We start from the raw sequence: 16,767 nt of genomic DNA, 5'->3' as shown, positions 1-16,767 counted from the left end.
CTTATGTTCGGCGGCCTCGCCAAGTCCCTGTTCGGTTCGTCCAACGACCGCTACGTCAAGTCGCTCAAGCCGACCGTCGCCAAGATCGCCGCGTTCGAGCCCGAAATGGAGGCGATGACCGACGAGCAGCTCGCCGCACAGACGGTCAAGTTCCGCGAGCAACTGGCCAATGGCGCGACGCTCGACAGCCTGCTGCCCGAAGCCTTCGCGACCGTCCGCGAAGCCGCCAAGCGCGTGCTCGGCCAGCGTCACTATGACGTGCAGATGATCGGCGGCATGGTCCTTCATCGCGGCGAGATCGCCGAGATGCGCACGGGCGAGGGCAAGACGCTGGTCGCAACGCTCGCGACCTACCTGAACGCGCTGCCCGGCAAGGGCGTGCATGTCGTCACCGTCAACGACTATCTCGCCAGCCGCGACGCCGCGACCATGGGCCGCGTCTATGGCTTCCTGGGCATGACCACCGGCACCATCATCCCCAATCTGGACGATGCGCAGCGCCGGGCGGCCTATGACGCCGACATCACTTACGGCACGAACAACGAGTTCGGCTTCGACTACCTCCGCGACAACATGAAGTATGAGCGCTCGTCGATGGTGCAGCGCCCCTTCAACTATGCGATCGTCGACGAGGTCGACTCGATCCTGATCGACGAGGCGCGCACCCCGCTCATCATCTCCGGCCCGACCGACGACAAGTCGGAACTGTATATCGGCGTCGATGCGATCGTGAAGCAGTTGACCGCCGACGATTACGAGAAGGATGAAAAGCAGAAATCGATCATCCTGACCGAGGATGGCACCGAGCGCGCCGAGCGCCTGCTGGAGGCGGCGGGGCTGCTCCAGGGCGAGAATCTCTACGACTTCGAGAATACCCAGGTCGTCCACCACCTTAACCAGGCGCTGCGTGCGAACATGATGTTCAAGCGCGATACCGATTACATCGTGAAGGACGGCAAGGTCATCATCATCGACGAGTTCACCGGCCGGATGATGGACGGGCGTCGCTGGTCGGAAGGGCTTCACCAGGCGGTCGAGGCGAAGGAGGGCGTCAATATCGAGCCCGAGAACCAGACCATGGCCTCGATCACCTTCCAGAATTACTTCCGCATGTACCCGAAGATTTCGGGCATGACCGGCACCGCCGCGACCGAGGCGGGCGAATTCTACGACATCTACAAGATCAACGTCGTCACCATCCCGACGAACCTGCCGATCGCGCGCGTCGACGAGGAGGACGAGTTCTACAAGAACACGCAGGACAAGTTCCGCGCCATCGCCAAGAAGATCCGCGATCATGCCGCCAAGGGCCAGCCGGTGCTGGTCGGCACGGTGTCGATCGAAAAGTCGGAATTGCTGAGCGAGTTCCTCACCCAGGAAGGCGTGCCGCACAAGGTGCTGAATGCGCGCTATCACGAGATGGAGGCGCATATCGTGGCGCAGGCGGGTCGCCTGCGCGCGGTGACGATCGCGACCAACATGGCGGGTCGCGGCACCGACATCCAGCTCGGCGGCAACCTGGAATTCCGAATGCTCGACGAGCATCCCGAGCTGGTCGAGGGCACGCCCGACTATGAGGCGGCGGCGACCCGCATCCGCGCCGAGATTATCGCCGAAAAGCAGCAGGTGCTGGACGCCGGTGGCCTGTTCGTCCTGGGCACCGAGCGCCATGAAAGCCGCCGCATCGACAATCAGCTGCGCGGGCGTTCGGGGCGTCAGGGCGATCCGGGCCTGTCGCGCTTCTACCTCAGCCTCGACGACGATCTTCTCCGTATCTTCGGGCCGGACACGCTGTTCGCCAAGATGATGCGCAGCAATATCGAGGATGGCGAGGCGATCGGCAGCAAGTGGCTGTCCAAGGCGATCGAGACCGCGCAGAAGAAGGTCGAGGCGCGCAACTACGACATCCGCAAGCAGGTCGTCGAATATGATGACGTGATGAACGACCAGCGCAAGGTCATCTACGAACAGCGCGCCGACATCATGGATGCCGAGACAGTGGGCGAGATGGTCGCCGACATGCGCGCCGAGACGGTGAACACGATCGTGGGCAGCGCCTGCCCGCCCAACAGCTATCCCGAGCAATGGGACGTGGCGGGCATGAAGCAGCAGCTCAAGGAGCAGCTCAACCTCGAACCGCCGCTCGACGCCTGGCTGGCGGAGGAAGCGATCGACCCGGAAATCGTGCTGGAGCGCGTCAATGCCGAGGCGGACGCGATGGTCGCGGCCAAGGCCGCCGAACTGGAGCCGGAAACCTGGGCCAGTGTCGAAAAGTCGATCCTGCTCCAGAATCTCGACCATCACTGGAAGGAGCATCTGGCGACGCTCGACGCGCTGCGCCAGGTCGTCCATCTGCGCGCCTATGCGCAGAAGACGCCGATCAACGAGTATAAGCACGAGGCGTTCTCGCTGTTCCAGCGGATGCTCGACAATATCCGCGAGGATGTGACCCGCACCATCGCCTATGCCCAGTTCCAGATTCAGGCGCCGCCGGAACTGCCCGAGCTGCCGGACTTCATCACTTCGCATTTCGACCCGTTCACCGGCGAGGACAACACGAACGACTGGGATGCCGCCGCGAGGGGGCTGCTTCCGCCGCAGATGCCGCCGATGCAGATCCCGATGCCGGACGGTGACGATCTGGGCACCGATCCGGCGCAATGGGAAGGCCGCGTCAATCGCAACGCGCCGTGCCCCTGCGGCTCAGGCCTGAAATACAAGCATTGCCATGGGGCGGTGACGGTCTGACCCATGCGTCCTCGGTGACGAAGACCGGGGAATAGACGACAGGGGCGGTGGACTTCGGTCCGCCGCCCATTTTCGAATCCCGGACATCCTGCGTCGGACGATCCCGGTCCTGCCCGGGCGGCGGGTGCGTCCGGTTCGGGCAGGTTTGCTGCCAAGGCCGAGGACCATGAAAAAGGCGGCTGCCCCGTCGGAGCAGCCGCCTCATTCGGCTGGCATGGAGGCCGGATTTACTTCGGCATGACGACCGTCGGCCCGATCGTGTTGACGATCGCGCGCGCGTCGAAGGCGCGCAGATTGTCACGCGGGATCGGCCCCTTGCGCATCACGACCTCAGCGGTCGCTTCGTAGCGGTCGATCGTGTTGATATCCATGTTGTTGCCGAAGAAGGGATCGCCCCAGAAGGGGTCCCAGCTACGCCAGCCAAAGCCGCGGCCATAATAGCGCCACGACGGGCCCCACCAGCCGCCACCCCAACCGCCGAAGCCGGGACCGTAGGCGCCCGGCGTCGAATAGGTGCGCGAGCGCAGCTGCGTATCGCGATCCGCCATCACGAAATAGTCATAGCCATTGGCAAGCGTCAGCTGCGCCGCGCGGAACAGCAGATACCGCTCCACCGTATCGCGCGAAGTGACGGTGTTGCCGGCGAAGCTGACCATGAAGCGATCGGGTTCGAGCTGCTGATCGGAATAGCCGGTGCGATAAAAGCCGGTGCCGGTTGCCGGACGATAGGTGGTTTCGGTCGCGCAGCCCGCGACCATCAAGGTGCTGGCGCCGATGAGCGCGATGGCGACCTTCCGACCGAATTGCATGGTCATTTTTCCTTTCCTGCTGACCAGCCACGCTGGAGAGCCGAGCGACCCTATCCGATACTGGCCGAACGGTCGATGAACGGTTTTGCTCCAGCGATGAATTGTGCGTCACGCCCCGGCCATGTGCAGCGCGATGCTCCGGCGATGCGGGGATCGGCGATGCTCGAACAGATAGATTCCCTGCCATGTGCCAAGCGCCAGCCGCCCGCCGATGAGGGGGATGGACAGGTGAATGCCCGTCAGGATGCTGCGCAGATGCGCGGGCATGTCGTCGGGCCCTTCATCGTCATGGGCATAGGCGCGGCTATCCTCGGGCGCCATCCGGGCGAAATAGGCCAGGATGTCGGTCCTGACCTCCGGCGCGGCGTTTTCCTGGACGATCAGCGAGGCCGAGGTGTGGCGGCAGAACAGGGCCAGCAGTCCTTCCTCCATCCGCTGTTCACCGACCCAGGCGGCGACGGCGGGGGTGATGTCGGTCAGACCCTGGCCATGGGTGTCGAGGGACAGGATCGTGGTGGCCTGGCGCATGACGATGCCATGCACCAGAACAACGAAGGATGCCATGGCCTTGCCGGGCCTGATTGAACGCCTCTGGTCGCCATGCGTTGACCCGTCGTTACGAAAAAGGAGAGTATCCGATGAAAGCCGCATTGTTCGCTGCGATGGCCGTCATGACCGTCGCCGCGCCGATCGTCGCCACGCCCGCCGTCGCGCAGAGCCGCGATGGTCAATGGCAGGGCGATCGCGACAATTGGGAGCCATCGCGCGATTATCGCCGGGGCGATTATCGCGAACGGCGTCTGGGCCGTGACGACAAGGTGTTTCGTGGCCGCGACGGTCGGACCTATTGCAAGCGCAATGACGGAACCACGGGCCTGGTCGTCGGCGCGGTCGGCGGCGGCGTTCTGGGCAATGTGATCGGCGGCGGGACGCTGGGTACGCTGCTGGGGGCGGGCGGCGGCGCGCTGCTTGGCCGTTCGATCGATCGCGGCAAGGTGCGTTGCCGCTGATCCGCCAGGGACGATAGCGGGCTGACCGTCCCGGCTCGCTTTTCGGTGGCCGGGGCGCCTTCGATCACCGCCCCGGCCTTTACCGGGGCGGTGGCTGGCGTCATCCCGTGCGGCCGTAATCCGCGATCATCGCAACCTCTTCGGCATCGCCCAATACGACGCCGATCCGTTGGTGCAGGCCGATCGGATCGGCATCCATGATCGGGCTCGCGCCATCGATCGACGCACCGCCAGCCTGTTCGATCAGGAAGCTCATCGGATTGGCCTCGTAGAGCAGGCGCAGCTTGGCCTTGCCCTGCTGGCGATGGTCGCCCGGATAGAGGAACACGCCGCCGCGCTTCAGGATGCGGTGGATGTCCGCCACCATCGAGGCGGTCCAGCGCATGTTATAGTCGACGCCGCACGGCCCTTCCGAACCCAGGATCCGCTCCTCGATATAGCGGGCGATGCCGGGCGACCATTGGCGGCGGCGCGCCATGTTGATCGCGAATTCGCGTGTGCCCGCCGGAATGCGCATCGGTCCGTCGGTCAGCCGCCACGATCCCAGTTCGCGGTCCAGCGTGAATTCGTAGACGCCATCGCCGACCGTCAGGACCAGCAGCGTCTGCGGCCCGTAAATGGCATAGCCCGCCGCCACCTGCGCGCGGCCGGGTTGCAGGAAATCGGCCTCGGTCACTTCGCGCCCGGCACAATCCTCGGGCGCGCGCAGCACCGAGAAGATGGTGCCGACCGACAGGTCGACATCGACGTTGCTCGATCCGTCGATCGGATCGAACAGCAACAGATATTCGCCCTTGGGATAGCGATTGGGGATGCGGTGGATCGTCTCCATCTCCTCCGACGCCATCGCCGCCAGATGGCCGCCCCATTCATTGGCGTCGAGCAACAGGTCGTTGGCGATCACGTCCAGCTTCTTCTGGACCTCACCCTGGACATTCTCGCTGTCCAGGCTGCCCAGGACATCGCCCAGCGCGCCCTTGGAAATGGCCTGGTTCACGGCCTTGCACGCGCGCGCCACCGTTTCGATCAGCAGGCGCAACTCCGGCGGGCAGGTCTTTGGCGACCGGCGCTGCTGCTCGATCAGGAAACGCGTCAGCGTCGTCTGGCGCGGGATGATCATCGTCTCTTGCTCCGGGAAAGGGGACTGGCGGCGGGCGGACCATGCCCCGGCTGGCTTGCGTAAAGCAACCTCGGGTTAAGCCATGGAGGAGCTTTATTGCGACGTAGCATTTCTGTTATATCCCATTTTAGCAGTGGGATATGATCGCAGGCCGGAGGATCATGATGTCGACCAAGCCCAATGCCGCCATGAACCCTGTCGCGACCGGGTCCGCGACCGGCATCGACGGCATCGTGTCGGGGCTGCGCCGTGCGCGCGAGGGCTGGCGGCAACGGCAGGATGCGGGGCGTGATGTCGAGCGTTTCCCCTCGCGCGCCGGCGTCGAGGATAGCGTCGCGCTGATCGCGGCCGCGCTCTATCCACGCCGACTCGGCCATTTCCGCGGTGTCGCCGTCGAGGAGGACCGCTTTGTCGCCGCCAAGCTGCTCGCCGGCCTGACCGCGCTGGAGCGGGAGATCGGGGCGGAGCTGGCCTATTGGCAGAAGGACGCCGACGCCGCCTTTCCGCCTGAACAGGCGGCGCTGATCGCACGGCTGTTCGGCGCGACGCTGCCGGGCGTCCGCGATCGGATCGACAGCGATGTGGAGGCGGCGTTCCTGGCCGATCCGGCGGCGCGCAGCGTGGACGAGATCCTGCTCTGCTATCCGGGGGCTGTCGCCAGCCTGCATCACCGTATCGCGCATGAGTTGAACGAGCTGGGCGCGCCGATCGTCGCGCGGATGATCTCCGAACTCGCCAATGAGCGGACGGGGATCGACATCCATCCCGGCGCCACCATCGGGCGGCATTTCTTCATTGACCATGGCACCGGTGTCGTCATCGGCGAGACCGCGATCATCGGCGAGCGGGTGCGGCTGTATCAGCATGTGACGCTGGGCGCGCGCTCGGCACTGGGCACCGCGCCGCGCTCGCCGCGCGATCGCTTCGCCCGCCATCCGATCGTCGAGGATGATGTCATCATCTATGCGGGGGCCACGGTGCTGGGCCGGGTGACGATCGGCGCGCGCTCGGTGATCGGCGGCAATGTCTGGCTGCTCGCCGATGCCGCGCCGGACAGTGTGCTGGTCCAGCCAGCGGCGCAGGCGCTGCCGCATGCGGAGGGGCGGGCGCTGCGCCAGGAACTGGAGGGGACGGCATGACGCGCGGACGCAAGCCCGTCATCGGCCTGATGTGCGGCAACGAGGTTGCGGGGCGCCCGATCCAGGCGGTTGCGACCCGCTTCATCGAGCCGCTGGTGCGGCTGTGCGGTGCCAGCGTGGTGATGATCCCCGCCATGCCCGAGGCGGTCGATGCTGCGAGCATGGCGGACATGCTCGACGGGCTGTTGCTGACCGGCGGGCGCTCGCATGTCGATCCGGTGCAATATGGCGATACCGGGCATCTGGCGCGTCACCAGTGCGACCCCGCGCGCGATACGGTCGCACTGTCGCTGGGCGGGCGGATGATCGAGCGGGGCAAGCCCGTCTATGGCATCTGCCGGGGGATGCAGGAGATCAATGTGTTGTTCGGCGGTTCGCTGACCTGTCTGGGCGGATTGCCGCGCCATCATCGCGGCTCGTGGGACGAGGATTATGAGACCCTGTTCGGCCATCATCACCCGGTCGATCTGATGCCGGGCGGATATCTGGCGGGCCGCAGCGGACATCGCCGGCTGGAGGTCAATTCGGTCCATCAGCAGGGGGTCGACCGGCTGGGCTATGGCCTGGTGGTCGAGGCGCGCGACAGCGAGGACGGACTGATCGAGGCGTTCCGCGCGCCGGGGTGCGGCGCGGACGTGCTGGCGGTGCAATGGCATCCCGAATGGGGCGGAGCGGAGTGCGCGGTCTCGCGCAGCTTCTTCACCCTGCTGGGCGAGTCGGTGCAGGGCCGCGCCTGACCGGTTCGGCGGCCCTGTCGCCCGAAGGCGCAGCTCAGTAGATATCGCGGCGATAGCGCCCCGTCGTCGCCAGTTCCTCCATTGTCGCATCGCCCAATATGGCGGCCAGCGTCTGATGCACGTCACCGGCCATGCCCTTCAGGCTGCCGCACACATAAAGCGTCGCGCCCGCCGCCACGGCGTCGGTGATGATGTCGATCGACCGGGCGATGGCGTGCTGGACATAGCGCGGTCCCGTTTCGATCCGCGACCAGGCGGTGACGCAGCCGGTCAGCGCGCCGGTACACGCCAGTTCAGTGCGTTCGGCGGCGTGGAAATCGTCATGATCGGGATGACGCTCGCCCCAGAAGAGCCAGGCGGTGCCGCCGCCGGTCCGCGCGCGGTACCGCAGATGCGCCATCAGGCCCGCCAGCCCGGTGCCGTTGCCGATCAGGATCATCGGCGTGGCGATGTTCTCGGGCGAATGGAAGCCGGGATTGGGGTGGACGCGCGCCTGAACGACCGCGCCCAGCGGCGCCCCACCGCACAGCCAGCCCGACCCCAGGCCGGGCAGGCCGTCCGGCCCCCGGCATTCGCGGATGATCAGTTCGACGCGACCGGATTCGGCGATCGAGGCGATCGAATATTCGCGGTGCGCCAGCGGCCGTAGCGTGTCCAGGTCGAAGCCCGGCCGCGCATTCGCGGGCAGGATGCAGCCACTCAACCGCGCGCGCATCTCCGCTGTGTCGGGGATGCCCGTGGCGGCGAGAAAGGCGGTGACGCGGCGATGATCCTGTCGGGGGAGGATTTCGAGGATGTCGCCCGCCGCCCATTCCGCCGGGCCGTCGACGGGCTCCAGCGCGACGTGCCAGCAGGGGCCCCCGCTGCTCCCCGGATTGAGGAGATGGCGTTCGACCAGCCGCCATCCGGCCATCGGCGTGCGGGCCCAGTCGGCCTGGTCGGTCCGCGCGCCGAGCGCGGCCAGTTCCTGCTGCCACAGCCGCAGCGCATCGGCATCCTCGACATCGACCTCGATCGGGTCGAACAGCCTGCTCGCCCCGGCGGCGTGCAGCCCATGATCGATGCGATGCCCGAAAGCGCAGAAATCGGGATATTCGCGATCGCCCAGCGCGAGCACGGCATAGTGCAGATGCGACAGGTCTGGCGGGGTCTCGGCGAGCATCCGGGCAAAGCCGCGCGCGCGGTCGGGCGGCTCGCCCTCGCCATAGGTACTGGCGATGACGAGCAGCCGTTCGATCTGGCCGAGCATCGCGCGATCAAGCGCGGCGACGGGCAGGGCGGCGGCTCCGGGCAGCGCCTGGGCGGTCAGTCGCGCTATCCGTTCGGCGGTGCCGGTCTGGCTCGCATAGGCGACCAGCGTGGTCGCGGTCGCCGCGTCGCCCGACATCCCCTCGGGGGCCAGCGCCGCCAGCGCCGCCAGCGCCGCCTTGCGCCGTCGCCGCGCGAAATAGAGCAGGAACCCGGTGATGGTGAACAGCGGCATGGTCAGGCTGGTAACCAGCATCGCAATGCGGCCGATCAGCCCGAAATAGGCCCCGCGATGGATCTCGAAGACGCTCGCGACGACATCCTCGCCCAATGGCCGTGCAGCATAGGGTTTGTTGGCGATGATCGCACCGGTGACGCCGTTGATGGTCAGGTCGTCGGCCACGCGATCATGACGTCCGCCCGGCAACTTGGCACGGAACTGGACATTCACCCCCTCGCGCGCGGTGGCGGTAACCTGTTCATAGGCGTGGCCGCGCGTGGCGCGATCGAAGCTTTGCCAGGCAAGTGCGAGGTCGGGGCGTCCTTCTTTCGCGGTCCGGTCGGCGTGCGGCCGCGCCTCCGCCGCGCCACCGGTCAACAGGGCGCGAACCCCGTCGCGATACCAGCCATAGGACCACCAGAGCCCGGTCCCCGCGCTGATGAGGTAGAAGACCAGCACCCAGCCGCCGATGACGGCATGCAGCGCACGGTAGAGATTGCGGCCCGTCCGGCGCAGGTCGAGAACGAACCAGGCGCGCCAGTCGAGTGGCCGTCTGGGCCAGCGCAGATAAAGGCCGGACAGCGCGAAATAGATCAGTGACAGCGCCGCAAAGCCAGTGATCTGCCGCCCGATGCCGTTGCCCTTGCCGGGCAGCGCCAGCCAGCGATGGATATTCTCCACCGTCTCCAGCAGTGCCCCGCCACGCGCCTCGCCCAGGATCGCGCCCGTGGTCGGATCGACGTAGCGGCGCTCGCGCGTCTTGCTGTCGCCGATGCTGTAGGTGACGATCGCGGCCTGGTGGGGATCGTGCTCGACGATCAGCCGCCCGATGCGGATATCCGGCCGCTCGGCGGTGATCCGGGCGACGAGCGTAGGCGCGGGCAGCGGCGCGCGGTGGCCGGGGTCCAGAGTCACGATGCCCGGATTGGCGAGCGCAAGAATCTCATGCTCAAAGCTGATCGCCGCCCCGGTCACGCCCATCACCGCCAGGACGAGCCCGGCCGTGATGCCGAGAAACCAGTGAATCTGGAACAACAGGTTACGCGTCGACACCCAACCCCGCCTGGATGTGTAAGTGATAATGATTTGCGGTAACTGTCGTCGGGCGGGCGGTCAATGGTGGCGTGGTCGGTCCTGTCGTCCTGGCGCGGGTCGATCCAGGGTCGGGGCCGGGTCGGGGGATGGGCACAAAGAACCGCCCCGGTCGAAACCGGAGCGGTGAGTCGGCGGGAGGGAGCCGTTAGAGGCGGAAGCCGAGGCCGACGCCGAAGACCAGCGGATTGAGGTCGAGCTTGGCGCGCTGCGTCCCCGCCGCGGCGGTGTCGAGGCGCACGGTCGTGCCCATTTCGATATATTTGACGTCGAGGTTCAGGAAGACCTTGGGCGTGATGTCCACATCGACGCCCGCCTGCGCCGCCCAGCCCACGCTGTCGCTCATGCCGACCGAGGTCTTGCCGACCGCCGCCTGCAGTCCGTCGGAGGCCTTTTCGTTCCAGAAGATGGTGTAGTTGATGCCGGCACCGACATAGGGGCGGATATGCGAGGTCGGGGCGAAATGATACTGTGCGGTCAGCGTGGGCGGCAGAACCCAGGTGGTCGCCAGCTTGCCGATGCTGCCCGTCGTGCCGCTCATCCCCTTGGCCGTGTGCCGGGTGGTCGAGGCGATCAGTTCGAAGCCGATATGGTTGGTCGCCATATAGGTCGCGTCGATTTCCGGCATCACCGCATTGCCCACCGCCAGCCGCTCGGTCGGGAAGGCGGGCCGGATGCCGCCCGAATCCTCATTGGGGACGACGGTGATGGCCCGCACCCGCAGCAGGACATCACCGGCCCGCACGCCGACGCGCGGCGCATCGGCCGTCTGCGCCATAGCCGGCACGGCAGCGGCTCCCCCGACCAGTCCCATCAGCGCCATGGCGGCTTTCGTGATGGTCTTCATTCCCCAATCTCCTTGTACGGTACGCAATCTGTAAGGACGGGCTAGGCGCGCGGCGGGCACCGCGCGTTGACCGGGGACAAAGGCTCGTTTGATCGGGATCAAATCCGGTCGCGGCGGCGGGGTGCCCCCGCGACCGGCCGGTGAACGGTCTACGGGGAATCCCGATGGACAATCTGCCCCGCGACAGGGCGGCCGGATGCGGTTAGGGCAAGGGCATGACCCCGCCACTTACCTGTACCGCTATCTGCGCCGATTGCGCGGTCCGTGATCGTGCATTGTGCGGCAGCCTGGACGACCGGGAATTGCGCGCGCTCAACGCGCTGGGCCAGCGGCGGCGGGTCGCGGCGGGGCAGGCGGTGGCCTGGGCCGGGGACGAAGCGATCCTGTGCGGCAATATCCTGTCGGGGACACTGAAGCTGGTGGCGGGACCGGCGGACGGGCGCGAGCAGATCGTGGGCCTGCTCTACCCGGCGGATTTTTTCGGGCAGCCCTTTGGCGGACAGACCGACTTCACCATCGTGGCGCTGAGCGATGCCGAATTGTGCGTTTTTCCCCGTGCGGGGTTCGAGCGGGTGCTGGACGATCATCCGCGAATGGAAAGGCTACTGCTCGAACGGACGGCGGCGTCGCTGCGCGAGGCGCGGCGGCAGATGCTCGTGCTGGCGCGGCAATCGGCCGCGGAGAAGGTGGCGGGCTTCCTGCTCGACATGGCGGCGCGCGCCGGGGATGGGGGATGTTGTGCGGTGCCGGGCGGGCCGTTGACGTTCGACCTGCCGTTGACGCGCGGTCAGATCGCCGACGTGCTGGGCATGACGATCGAGACGGTCAGCCGCCAGCTGACCCGGTTGAAGAATGCCGGCACGATCGCCTTGCCCGGTCCGCGCGCGGTGACCATTCGCGATGCCGCCGCGCTGGCTGCAAGGGCCGAGGCCGCCTGACCGCTCCGGCCGGGCGGATCGGGCCGGTCGGTTCAGGCGGGGCGGATCAGGCGGGGCAGGGGCGTGGATCGGCGGCGCGAAAGCGCAGGCTGTCGAGTAGGGCCTGGCGTGCCGCACGGGTCAGCCGGTGCCCGGCCAGCGCCAGGATGGCCAGTTCCTCGCAGTCCATCGCCTGGCGACAGGCGTTGAAGAAACACCGCATCATATAGCCGAGCGTGTCGGCCGAGATCCGGTCCGCCATGCCGGGCGCGGCGCGCAGGGCATCGGCCAGATCCTGCGCATGCATCGCGTCCGTGGCATAGCGGATGCGCAATTCCTCCATCAGCGCGGCGGCGAAGGGATCGCCGGGGTCGTAGATTTCGGTCAGCGCGGGATAGGCCGGACACTCATTCTCCACCGGCTCGGTCAATGCGGTCAGCGCCTCGCACAGCCGGGCGGCCGTCGGTTCGGGCGGCAGCCTGGGCAGTTCGTCCGCACATCGTTCGAGCAGGTTGCACAGATTGGCCAGGCAGCGATGATCGGCGACGATCCGGACGATGTCGATGTCCTGAATGGCGTGCCAGGGTTGCGGGACCGGTCCGTCGTGACCGCTGGCGCGAGGCGATTCCATCCTCAATCTCCCATATTGCAGGCATCCTGCATCGCGCGTCGCCGGGGAAGCCGCATTGACCGCCGTCAAAGCGTTTCTGGTGAAGCCGGCATAGTTGCTTCATCACCGGCATCGGGCGGTCGTCCCCGGCGCGGGCTGAAGCCTGTGGCGCGAGACGGTTCAGATTATGGGGTTTTGACCATGCCATGCGATATTATCATCATCGGCGGCGGACCGGCCGGGCTGGCCTTTGCCGGCGGACTTGCGGGCAGCGGGCTGCGCGTCACGCTGGTCGAGCGCCTGTCGCTGTCGTCGCTGGCCGATCCGGCGGATGATGGCCGGGAGATCGCGCTGACCCATCGTTCGGTCGCGACGCTGGAGGCGCTGGACGCATGGCGGCGGATCGCGCCGGAGGCGATCGCCCCGCTGCGCGCCGCGCATGTGCTCAACGGCGCCTCGCCCCTCGCGCTGTCGTTCGAGCCCGATGCGCCAGCGGGGCAACCCCTGGGCTGGCTGGTCGCCAACCATCATATCCGGCGTGCCCTGTTCGCGGCGATTGATGAGCAGCCGGGGTTGACGCTGATCGCGGGTGCGCAGGTGGCGGCGGCGCGGACCGACCGCGACGGCGCGTCGGTGACGCTGGAGGATGGACGCGTGCTGCGCGCGCGGCTGCTCGTCGCGGCGGATTCGCGCTTTTCGGCCATTCGGGCCCAACTGAATATCCCGGCAAAGGTGACGCGGCTGGGCAAGTCGATGCTGTTGGCGCGCGTCGAGCATGACGGCGATCACCAGGGTATCGCGACCGAATGGTTCGACCATGGCCAGACGATCGCACTCCTGCCTTTGACGGGGCGGCGGTCGTCGGTCGTGCTGACGCTGCCCGAGGATCAGATCGCCCGGCTGGCGGCGCTGGCCGCGCCCGCCCTGTCGGCGGAACTGACCCGGCGATCGGATGGACGGCTGGGCACCATGCGGGTGGAGGGGGCGGCGCATGTCTATCCGCTCGCCACGGTCTGGTGCCGTCATTTCGCCGCGCCGCGCGCCGCGCTGATCGGCGATGCGGCGGTGGGGATGCATCCGGTGACCGCGCATGGGTTCAACCTGGGGCTGCGCGGCGGCGCGACGCTGGCCGGGTTGCTGGTCCGGGCGGCGGCGCGGGGACAGGATATCGGCGCGGCGAGCCTGCTGCGCCGATATGAAGCGGTGCATCGCTTCGCCTCCGCCCCCCTGTTCCTGGCGACGGGGGCGATCGTCGGGCTGTTCACCGACGACCGGCCGCCGGCGCGACTGCTGCGCCCGGCGCTGCTCCACGCCGCGGCGCGTGTCACCCCGGCCCGTGCCGGGATCTCGCGCCTGCTGATGCGGCATTGATGAAGGATGGCATGATGACCATGGTGATGGACCCGCCGCCCAGCCTGTTCGACCGGATCGGCGGTGCCGCGCGCGTGCGGGGGCTTTCCGATCGCTTCTACGACCTGATGGAGGCGGAGGAACGCTATGCCGCGTTGCGCGCCCTGCACGGCGAGGACCTGACCGAGGTTCGCGAATCCCTCGCCGTGTTCCTGGGCGGCTGGCTCGGCGGACCGCGCATCTGGTTTTCGCAGCGGCCGGGAACGTGCATCATGACCGCGCATCGCGCGCTCGGCGTGACGCCCGCGACCGCCGGGCAATGGCTGCACGCCATGGGCCGGGCGATCGACGATGAGGGCGTGGAGCAGGAGGTGGCGACCGCGATGCGGCGGTCCTTTGCCCGCATGGCCGCGATGATGATCGCCAACGGCCAGGACGAGGGCTGATCGCCGGGCGACGATCCCGGATTTGACGCGGGTCAAGGATCGATCGACCCGACTCCGACAGGAATCGCGGCATGACTGATATCACCGCCACGCCGCGCTTCTGGGACCGCAGCCATCATCTCGGCCGGATGGGCCTGGGCGATCTGGTCCGTGCCTATTTCACCCATTATGCCGTCATCGTCTATCTGGCGCTGACCGGCCTGTGCATCGCGGCCTTTGCGCGATGGCCCGCGCCGCCGGTGCCGACGCTGGCCATCGTCGCGCTCATCGCGCTGGCCTATCCGTTGATCTGGTACGTGCTGCATCGCTGGGTGCTGCACAGTCGCTGGATGTTCAAGGTGCGGCCGCTGGCGGGCGTGTGGAAGCGCATCCATTACGACCATCACATGGACCCGGACCGGCTGGAGATCCTGTTCGGCGCGCTGCACACCACGCTGCCGACGCTGCTGCTGGTCGCCGCGCTTCCGGGCTGGCTGATCGGCGGCGTCGGGGGCGCGCTGGCAGGCATGGCCACGGGGCTGCTCTGCACCTGTTTCTACGAGTTCGCCCATTGCGTGCAGCATCTCGGCTGGAAGCCGCGCCATCCATGGCTCGCGATGATCAAGCGCCGTCACATGGAGCATCATTTCCATGACGAGGACGGCAATTTCGGCATCACCAACTTCGCCTGGGACCGGCTGCTCGGCACCTACTACACCCGTGCGGACCGGCCGCAGAAAAGTCCGACCGTCTTCAATCTGGGGTATACGGCGGAGATGGCGGCGCGCTATCCGGCGGTCGCCGAGCGTTCGCGCGACCTGGCCCGGAGTCGTCCCGGCCGTGGCGGGGCACGACCCGGCGAATTCCAGGGCCCGTCGACCGGGTGGCCTGATAGCGAGGCGGGCGGGGAGCTTTCCCACGGCCGCCCAGATGGGAGTGACGATGACCGACCGTATTGCCAGTGAAACCCTGTGCGCCCGTATCACCGATGCCGACAGCGCGGCCGCGCTGATCCGTCCGGGCGAGACGATCGCCGCAAGTGGCTTCACGGGTTCTGGCTATCCCAAGGCGGTGCCGCAGGCGCTGGCGCGGCACATGGCCGCGGAAAGCGCGGCAGGGCGCCCTTTCCGGGTCAATCTGTGGACCGGGGCTTCGACCGGGCCCGAACTGGACGGCGCGCTGGCGGCGGTCGACGGCATCGCCCAGCGCCTGCCCTATAGCGGCGATCCCGTCGCGCGCGAGAAGATCAACCGTGGCGAGATCGATTATCTCGACATGCATCTCAGCCAGGTCGCGCCGATGGCGTGGGAAGGCGTGCTGGGGGCGATCGACACCGCGATCGTCGAGGTCACGGGCATCCGCAGCGACGGAACGCTGATCCCCTCTTCCTCGGTCGGCAACAACAAGACCTGGCTCGACCGGGCCGGGCGCGTCATCCTGGAGGTCAATCGCTGGCAGAATGCGGCGCTGGAGGGGATGCACGACATTTACTATGGCACCCGCCTGCCGCCCGAGCGCGTGCCGATCCCGTTGTTGCGTCCGGACGATCGCATCGGCACGCCCTATCTGACCTGCGATCCCGACAAGATCGTCGCCATCGTCGAGACCGACGCGCCCGACCGCAATCTGCCCTTCGCCGCGCCCGACGCGACCGCGCTCGCCATTGCGGGGCATATCATCGAGTTTCTGCGGCACGAGGTTTCGCGCGGGCGGCTGCCCGCCTCGCTGCTCCCGATCCAGTCGGGGGTGGGCAATATCGCCAATGCGGTGCTGTCCGGCCTGGCCGATGCCCCGTTCGATCCGATGACCGCCTATACCGAGGTCATCCAGGACGGGATGCTCGACCTGCTCGATTCGGGCAAGCTGCGCATGGCCTCCGCAACCGCCTTCTCGCTCAGCCCGCAGGCGGCGGCGCGACTCAATGCGAACATGACCGCCTATCGCGACCGGATGATCCTGCGCCCGCAGGAGATCAGCAACCATCCCGAACTCGTCCGCCGCCTGGGCTGTATCGCGATGAACGGGCTGATCGAAGCCGACATCTACGGCAACGTCAACTCGACGCTGGTGATGGGATCGCGCATCCAGAACGGCATCGGCGGTTCGGGCGATTTCGCCCGCAACGCCTATGTGTCGATCTTCATGACCCCTTCGACGGCCAAGGGCGGCAAGATCTCGGCCATCGTGCCGCAGGCCGCGCATGTCGATCATATCATGCAGGACGTGCAGGTGATCGTCACCGAACAGGGGCTGGCCGATCTGCGCGGGCTCTCGCCGCAACAGCGGGCGCGGCTGGTGATCGAACGCTGCGCGCATCCCGATTACCGCCCGCTGCTCACCGATTATGCCACGCGCGCGCATGGCGGGTCCTATGGCCTGCACGCGCCCTCGCTGCCGGGTGAAGCCTTGTCCTGGCATCAGCGTTTCATGGCGACCGGAACGATGCTACCTTCTTGACCATCGTCAAAGCGGCGCGTGCCCTGCGGGTGCATGAC

Annotated in this window: 15 protein-coding genes; 9 read left to right on the top strand and 6 right to left on the bottom strand. The window is 67.2% G+C overall.

Going from position 1 to position 16,767, the window contains the following annotated elements; genetic code table 11:
* The first annotated feature begins 3 nt into the window (after positions 1 to 3).
* Positions 4 to 2,748: a preprotein translocase subunit SecA gene (gene secA, locus RN629_RS14730; protein WP_407035895.1), complete on the top strand. Its 2,745-nt coding sequence runs from the start codon at positions 4 to 6 to the stop codon at positions 2,746 to 2,748.
* 227 nt (positions 2,749 to 2,975) lie between these two features.
* Here the strand turns inward: secA and RN629_RS14725 are convergent, their stop codons facing one another.
* Positions 2,976 to 3,557, bottom strand: coding sequence for a CC0125/CC1285 family lipoprotein (locus RN629_RS14725; RefSeq protein ID WP_407035894.1), 582 nt, complete (start codon positions 3,555 to 3,557; stop codon positions 2,976 to 2,978).
* Positions 3,558 to 3,665: 108 nt separating this feature from the next.
* The gene (locus RN629_RS14720) at positions 3,666 to 4,085 is read right to left on the bottom strand and encodes a secondary thiamine-phosphate synthase enzyme YjbQ (protein WP_407035910.1); all 420 of its coding nucleotides are present in this window, start codon (positions 4,083 to 4,085) and stop codon (positions 3,666 to 3,668) included.
* A 110-nt stretch (positions 4,086 to 4,195) separates the two neighbouring features.
* Here RN629_RS14720 and RN629_RS14715 point away from each other — a divergent pair, with 110 nt between their 5' ends.
* Positions 4,196 to 4,567, top strand: coding sequence for a glycine zipper 2TM domain-containing protein (locus RN629_RS14715; protein ID WP_407035893.1), 372 nt, complete (start codon positions 4,196 to 4,198; stop codon positions 4,565 to 4,567).
* A 100-nt stretch (positions 4,568 to 4,667) separates the two neighbouring features.
* Here RN629_RS14715 and RN629_RS14710 read toward each other — a convergent pair whose 3' ends face one another.
* On the bottom strand, positions 4,668 to 5,687 hold the full coding sequence (locus RN629_RS14710) for a class 1 fructose-bisphosphatase (RefSeq protein WP_407035892.1): 1,020 nt from the start codon (positions 5,685 to 5,687) through the stop codon (positions 4,668 to 4,670).
* Positions 5,688 to 5,851: 164 nt separating this feature from the next.
* Here RN629_RS14710 and epsC point away from each other — a divergent pair, with 164 nt between their 5' ends.
* Positions 5,852 to 6,826: a serine O-acetyltransferase EpsC gene (epsC, locus tag RN629_RS14705; protein WP_407035909.1), complete on the top strand. Its 975-nt coding sequence runs from the start codon at positions 5,852 to 5,854 to the stop codon at positions 6,824 to 6,826.
* Complete coding sequence (locus RN629_RS14700) at positions 6,823 to 7,563, top strand: gamma-glutamyl-gamma-aminobutyrate hydrolase family protein (RefSeq protein ID WP_407035891.1); 741 nt, start codon at positions 6,823 to 6,825, stop codon at positions 7,561 to 7,563. The genes epsC and RN629_RS14700 overlap by 4 nt, the downstream gene beginning before the upstream one ends.
* 34 nt (positions 7,564 to 7,597) lie before the next feature.
* Here the strand turns inward: RN629_RS14700 and RN629_RS14695 are convergent, their stop codons facing one another.
* Both RN629_RS14695 and RN629_RS14690 read right to left on the bottom strand, forming a co-directional pair.
* Positions 7,598 to 10,084, bottom strand: coding sequence for a PepSY domain-containing protein (locus tag RN629_RS14695; RefSeq protein WP_407035890.1), 2,487 nt, complete (start codon positions 10,082 to 10,084; stop codon positions 7,598 to 7,600).
* 187 nt (positions 10,085 to 10,271) lie between these two features.
* Positions 10,272 to 10,970 (bottom strand): OmpW/AlkL family protein, encoded by a 699-nt coding sequence (locus RN629_RS14690; protein ID WP_407035889.1) that lies wholly within the window; start codon positions 10,968 to 10,970, stop codon positions 10,272 to 10,274.
* A gap of 215 nt (positions 10,971 to 11,185) precedes the next feature.
* Here RN629_RS14690 and RN629_RS14685 point away from each other — a divergent pair, with 215 nt between their 5' ends.
* A complete protein-coding gene (locus RN629_RS14685; RefSeq protein WP_407035888.1) occupies positions 11,186 to 11,908 on the top strand; it encodes a Crp/Fnr family transcriptional regulator in 723 nt (240 codons plus the stop codon).
* 46 nt (positions 11,909 to 11,954) lie between these two features.
* On the opposite strand, the gene RN629_RS14680 is transcribed toward RN629_RS14685, so the two are convergent.
* The gene (locus RN629_RS14680; protein WP_407035887.1) at positions 11,955 to 12,518 is read right to left on the bottom strand and encodes a hypothetical protein; all 564 of its coding nucleotides are present in this window, start codon (positions 12,516 to 12,518) and stop codon (positions 11,955 to 11,957) included.
* 180 nt (positions 12,519 to 12,698) lie between these two features.
* Here RN629_RS14680 and ubiM point away from each other — a divergent pair, with 180 nt between their 5' ends.
* From ubiM to RN629_RS14660, 4 genes are all read left to right on the top strand, one after another.
* A complete protein-coding gene (gene ubiM, locus RN629_RS14675; protein ID WP_407035886.1) occupies positions 12,699 to 13,868 on the top strand; it encodes a 5-demethoxyubiquinol-8 5-hydroxylase UbiM in 1,170 nt (389 codons plus the stop codon).
* A 14-nt stretch (positions 13,869 to 13,882) separates the two neighbouring features.
* Positions 13,883 to 14,293 carry a group II truncated hemoglobin gene (locus RN629_RS14670; protein ID WP_407035885.1) on the top strand — a complete coding sequence of 137 codons (411 nt, stop codon included), beginning with the start codon at positions 13,883 to 13,885 and terminating at the stop codon, positions 14,291 to 14,293.
* A gap of 71 nt (positions 14,294 to 14,364) precedes the next feature.
* Positions 14,365 to 15,237 carry a sterol desaturase family protein gene (locus RN629_RS14665; RefSeq protein WP_407035884.1) on the top strand — a complete coding sequence of 291 codons (873 nt, stop codon included), beginning with the start codon at positions 14,365 to 14,367 and terminating at the stop codon, positions 15,235 to 15,237.
* Complete coding sequence (locus RN629_RS14660) at positions 15,215 to 16,729, top strand: acetyl-CoA hydrolase/transferase family protein (protein ID WP_407035883.1); 1,515 nt, start codon at positions 15,215 to 15,217, stop codon at positions 16,727 to 16,729. The genes RN629_RS14665 and RN629_RS14660 overlap by 23 nt, the downstream gene beginning before the upstream one ends.
* Positions 16,730 to 16,767 lie beyond the last annotated feature (38 nt).

This window comes from Facivitalis istanbulensis (assembly GCF_040560405.1).
In the GTDB taxonomy this organism is placed as follows: Bacteria; Pseudomonadota; Alphaproteobacteria; order Sphingomonadales; family Sphingomonadaceae; genus Sphingomonas; species Sphingomonas istanbulensis.
Note: the sequence above shows the minus strand (reverse complement) of the source record. Positions and strands in the feature narration are given on the sequence as shown.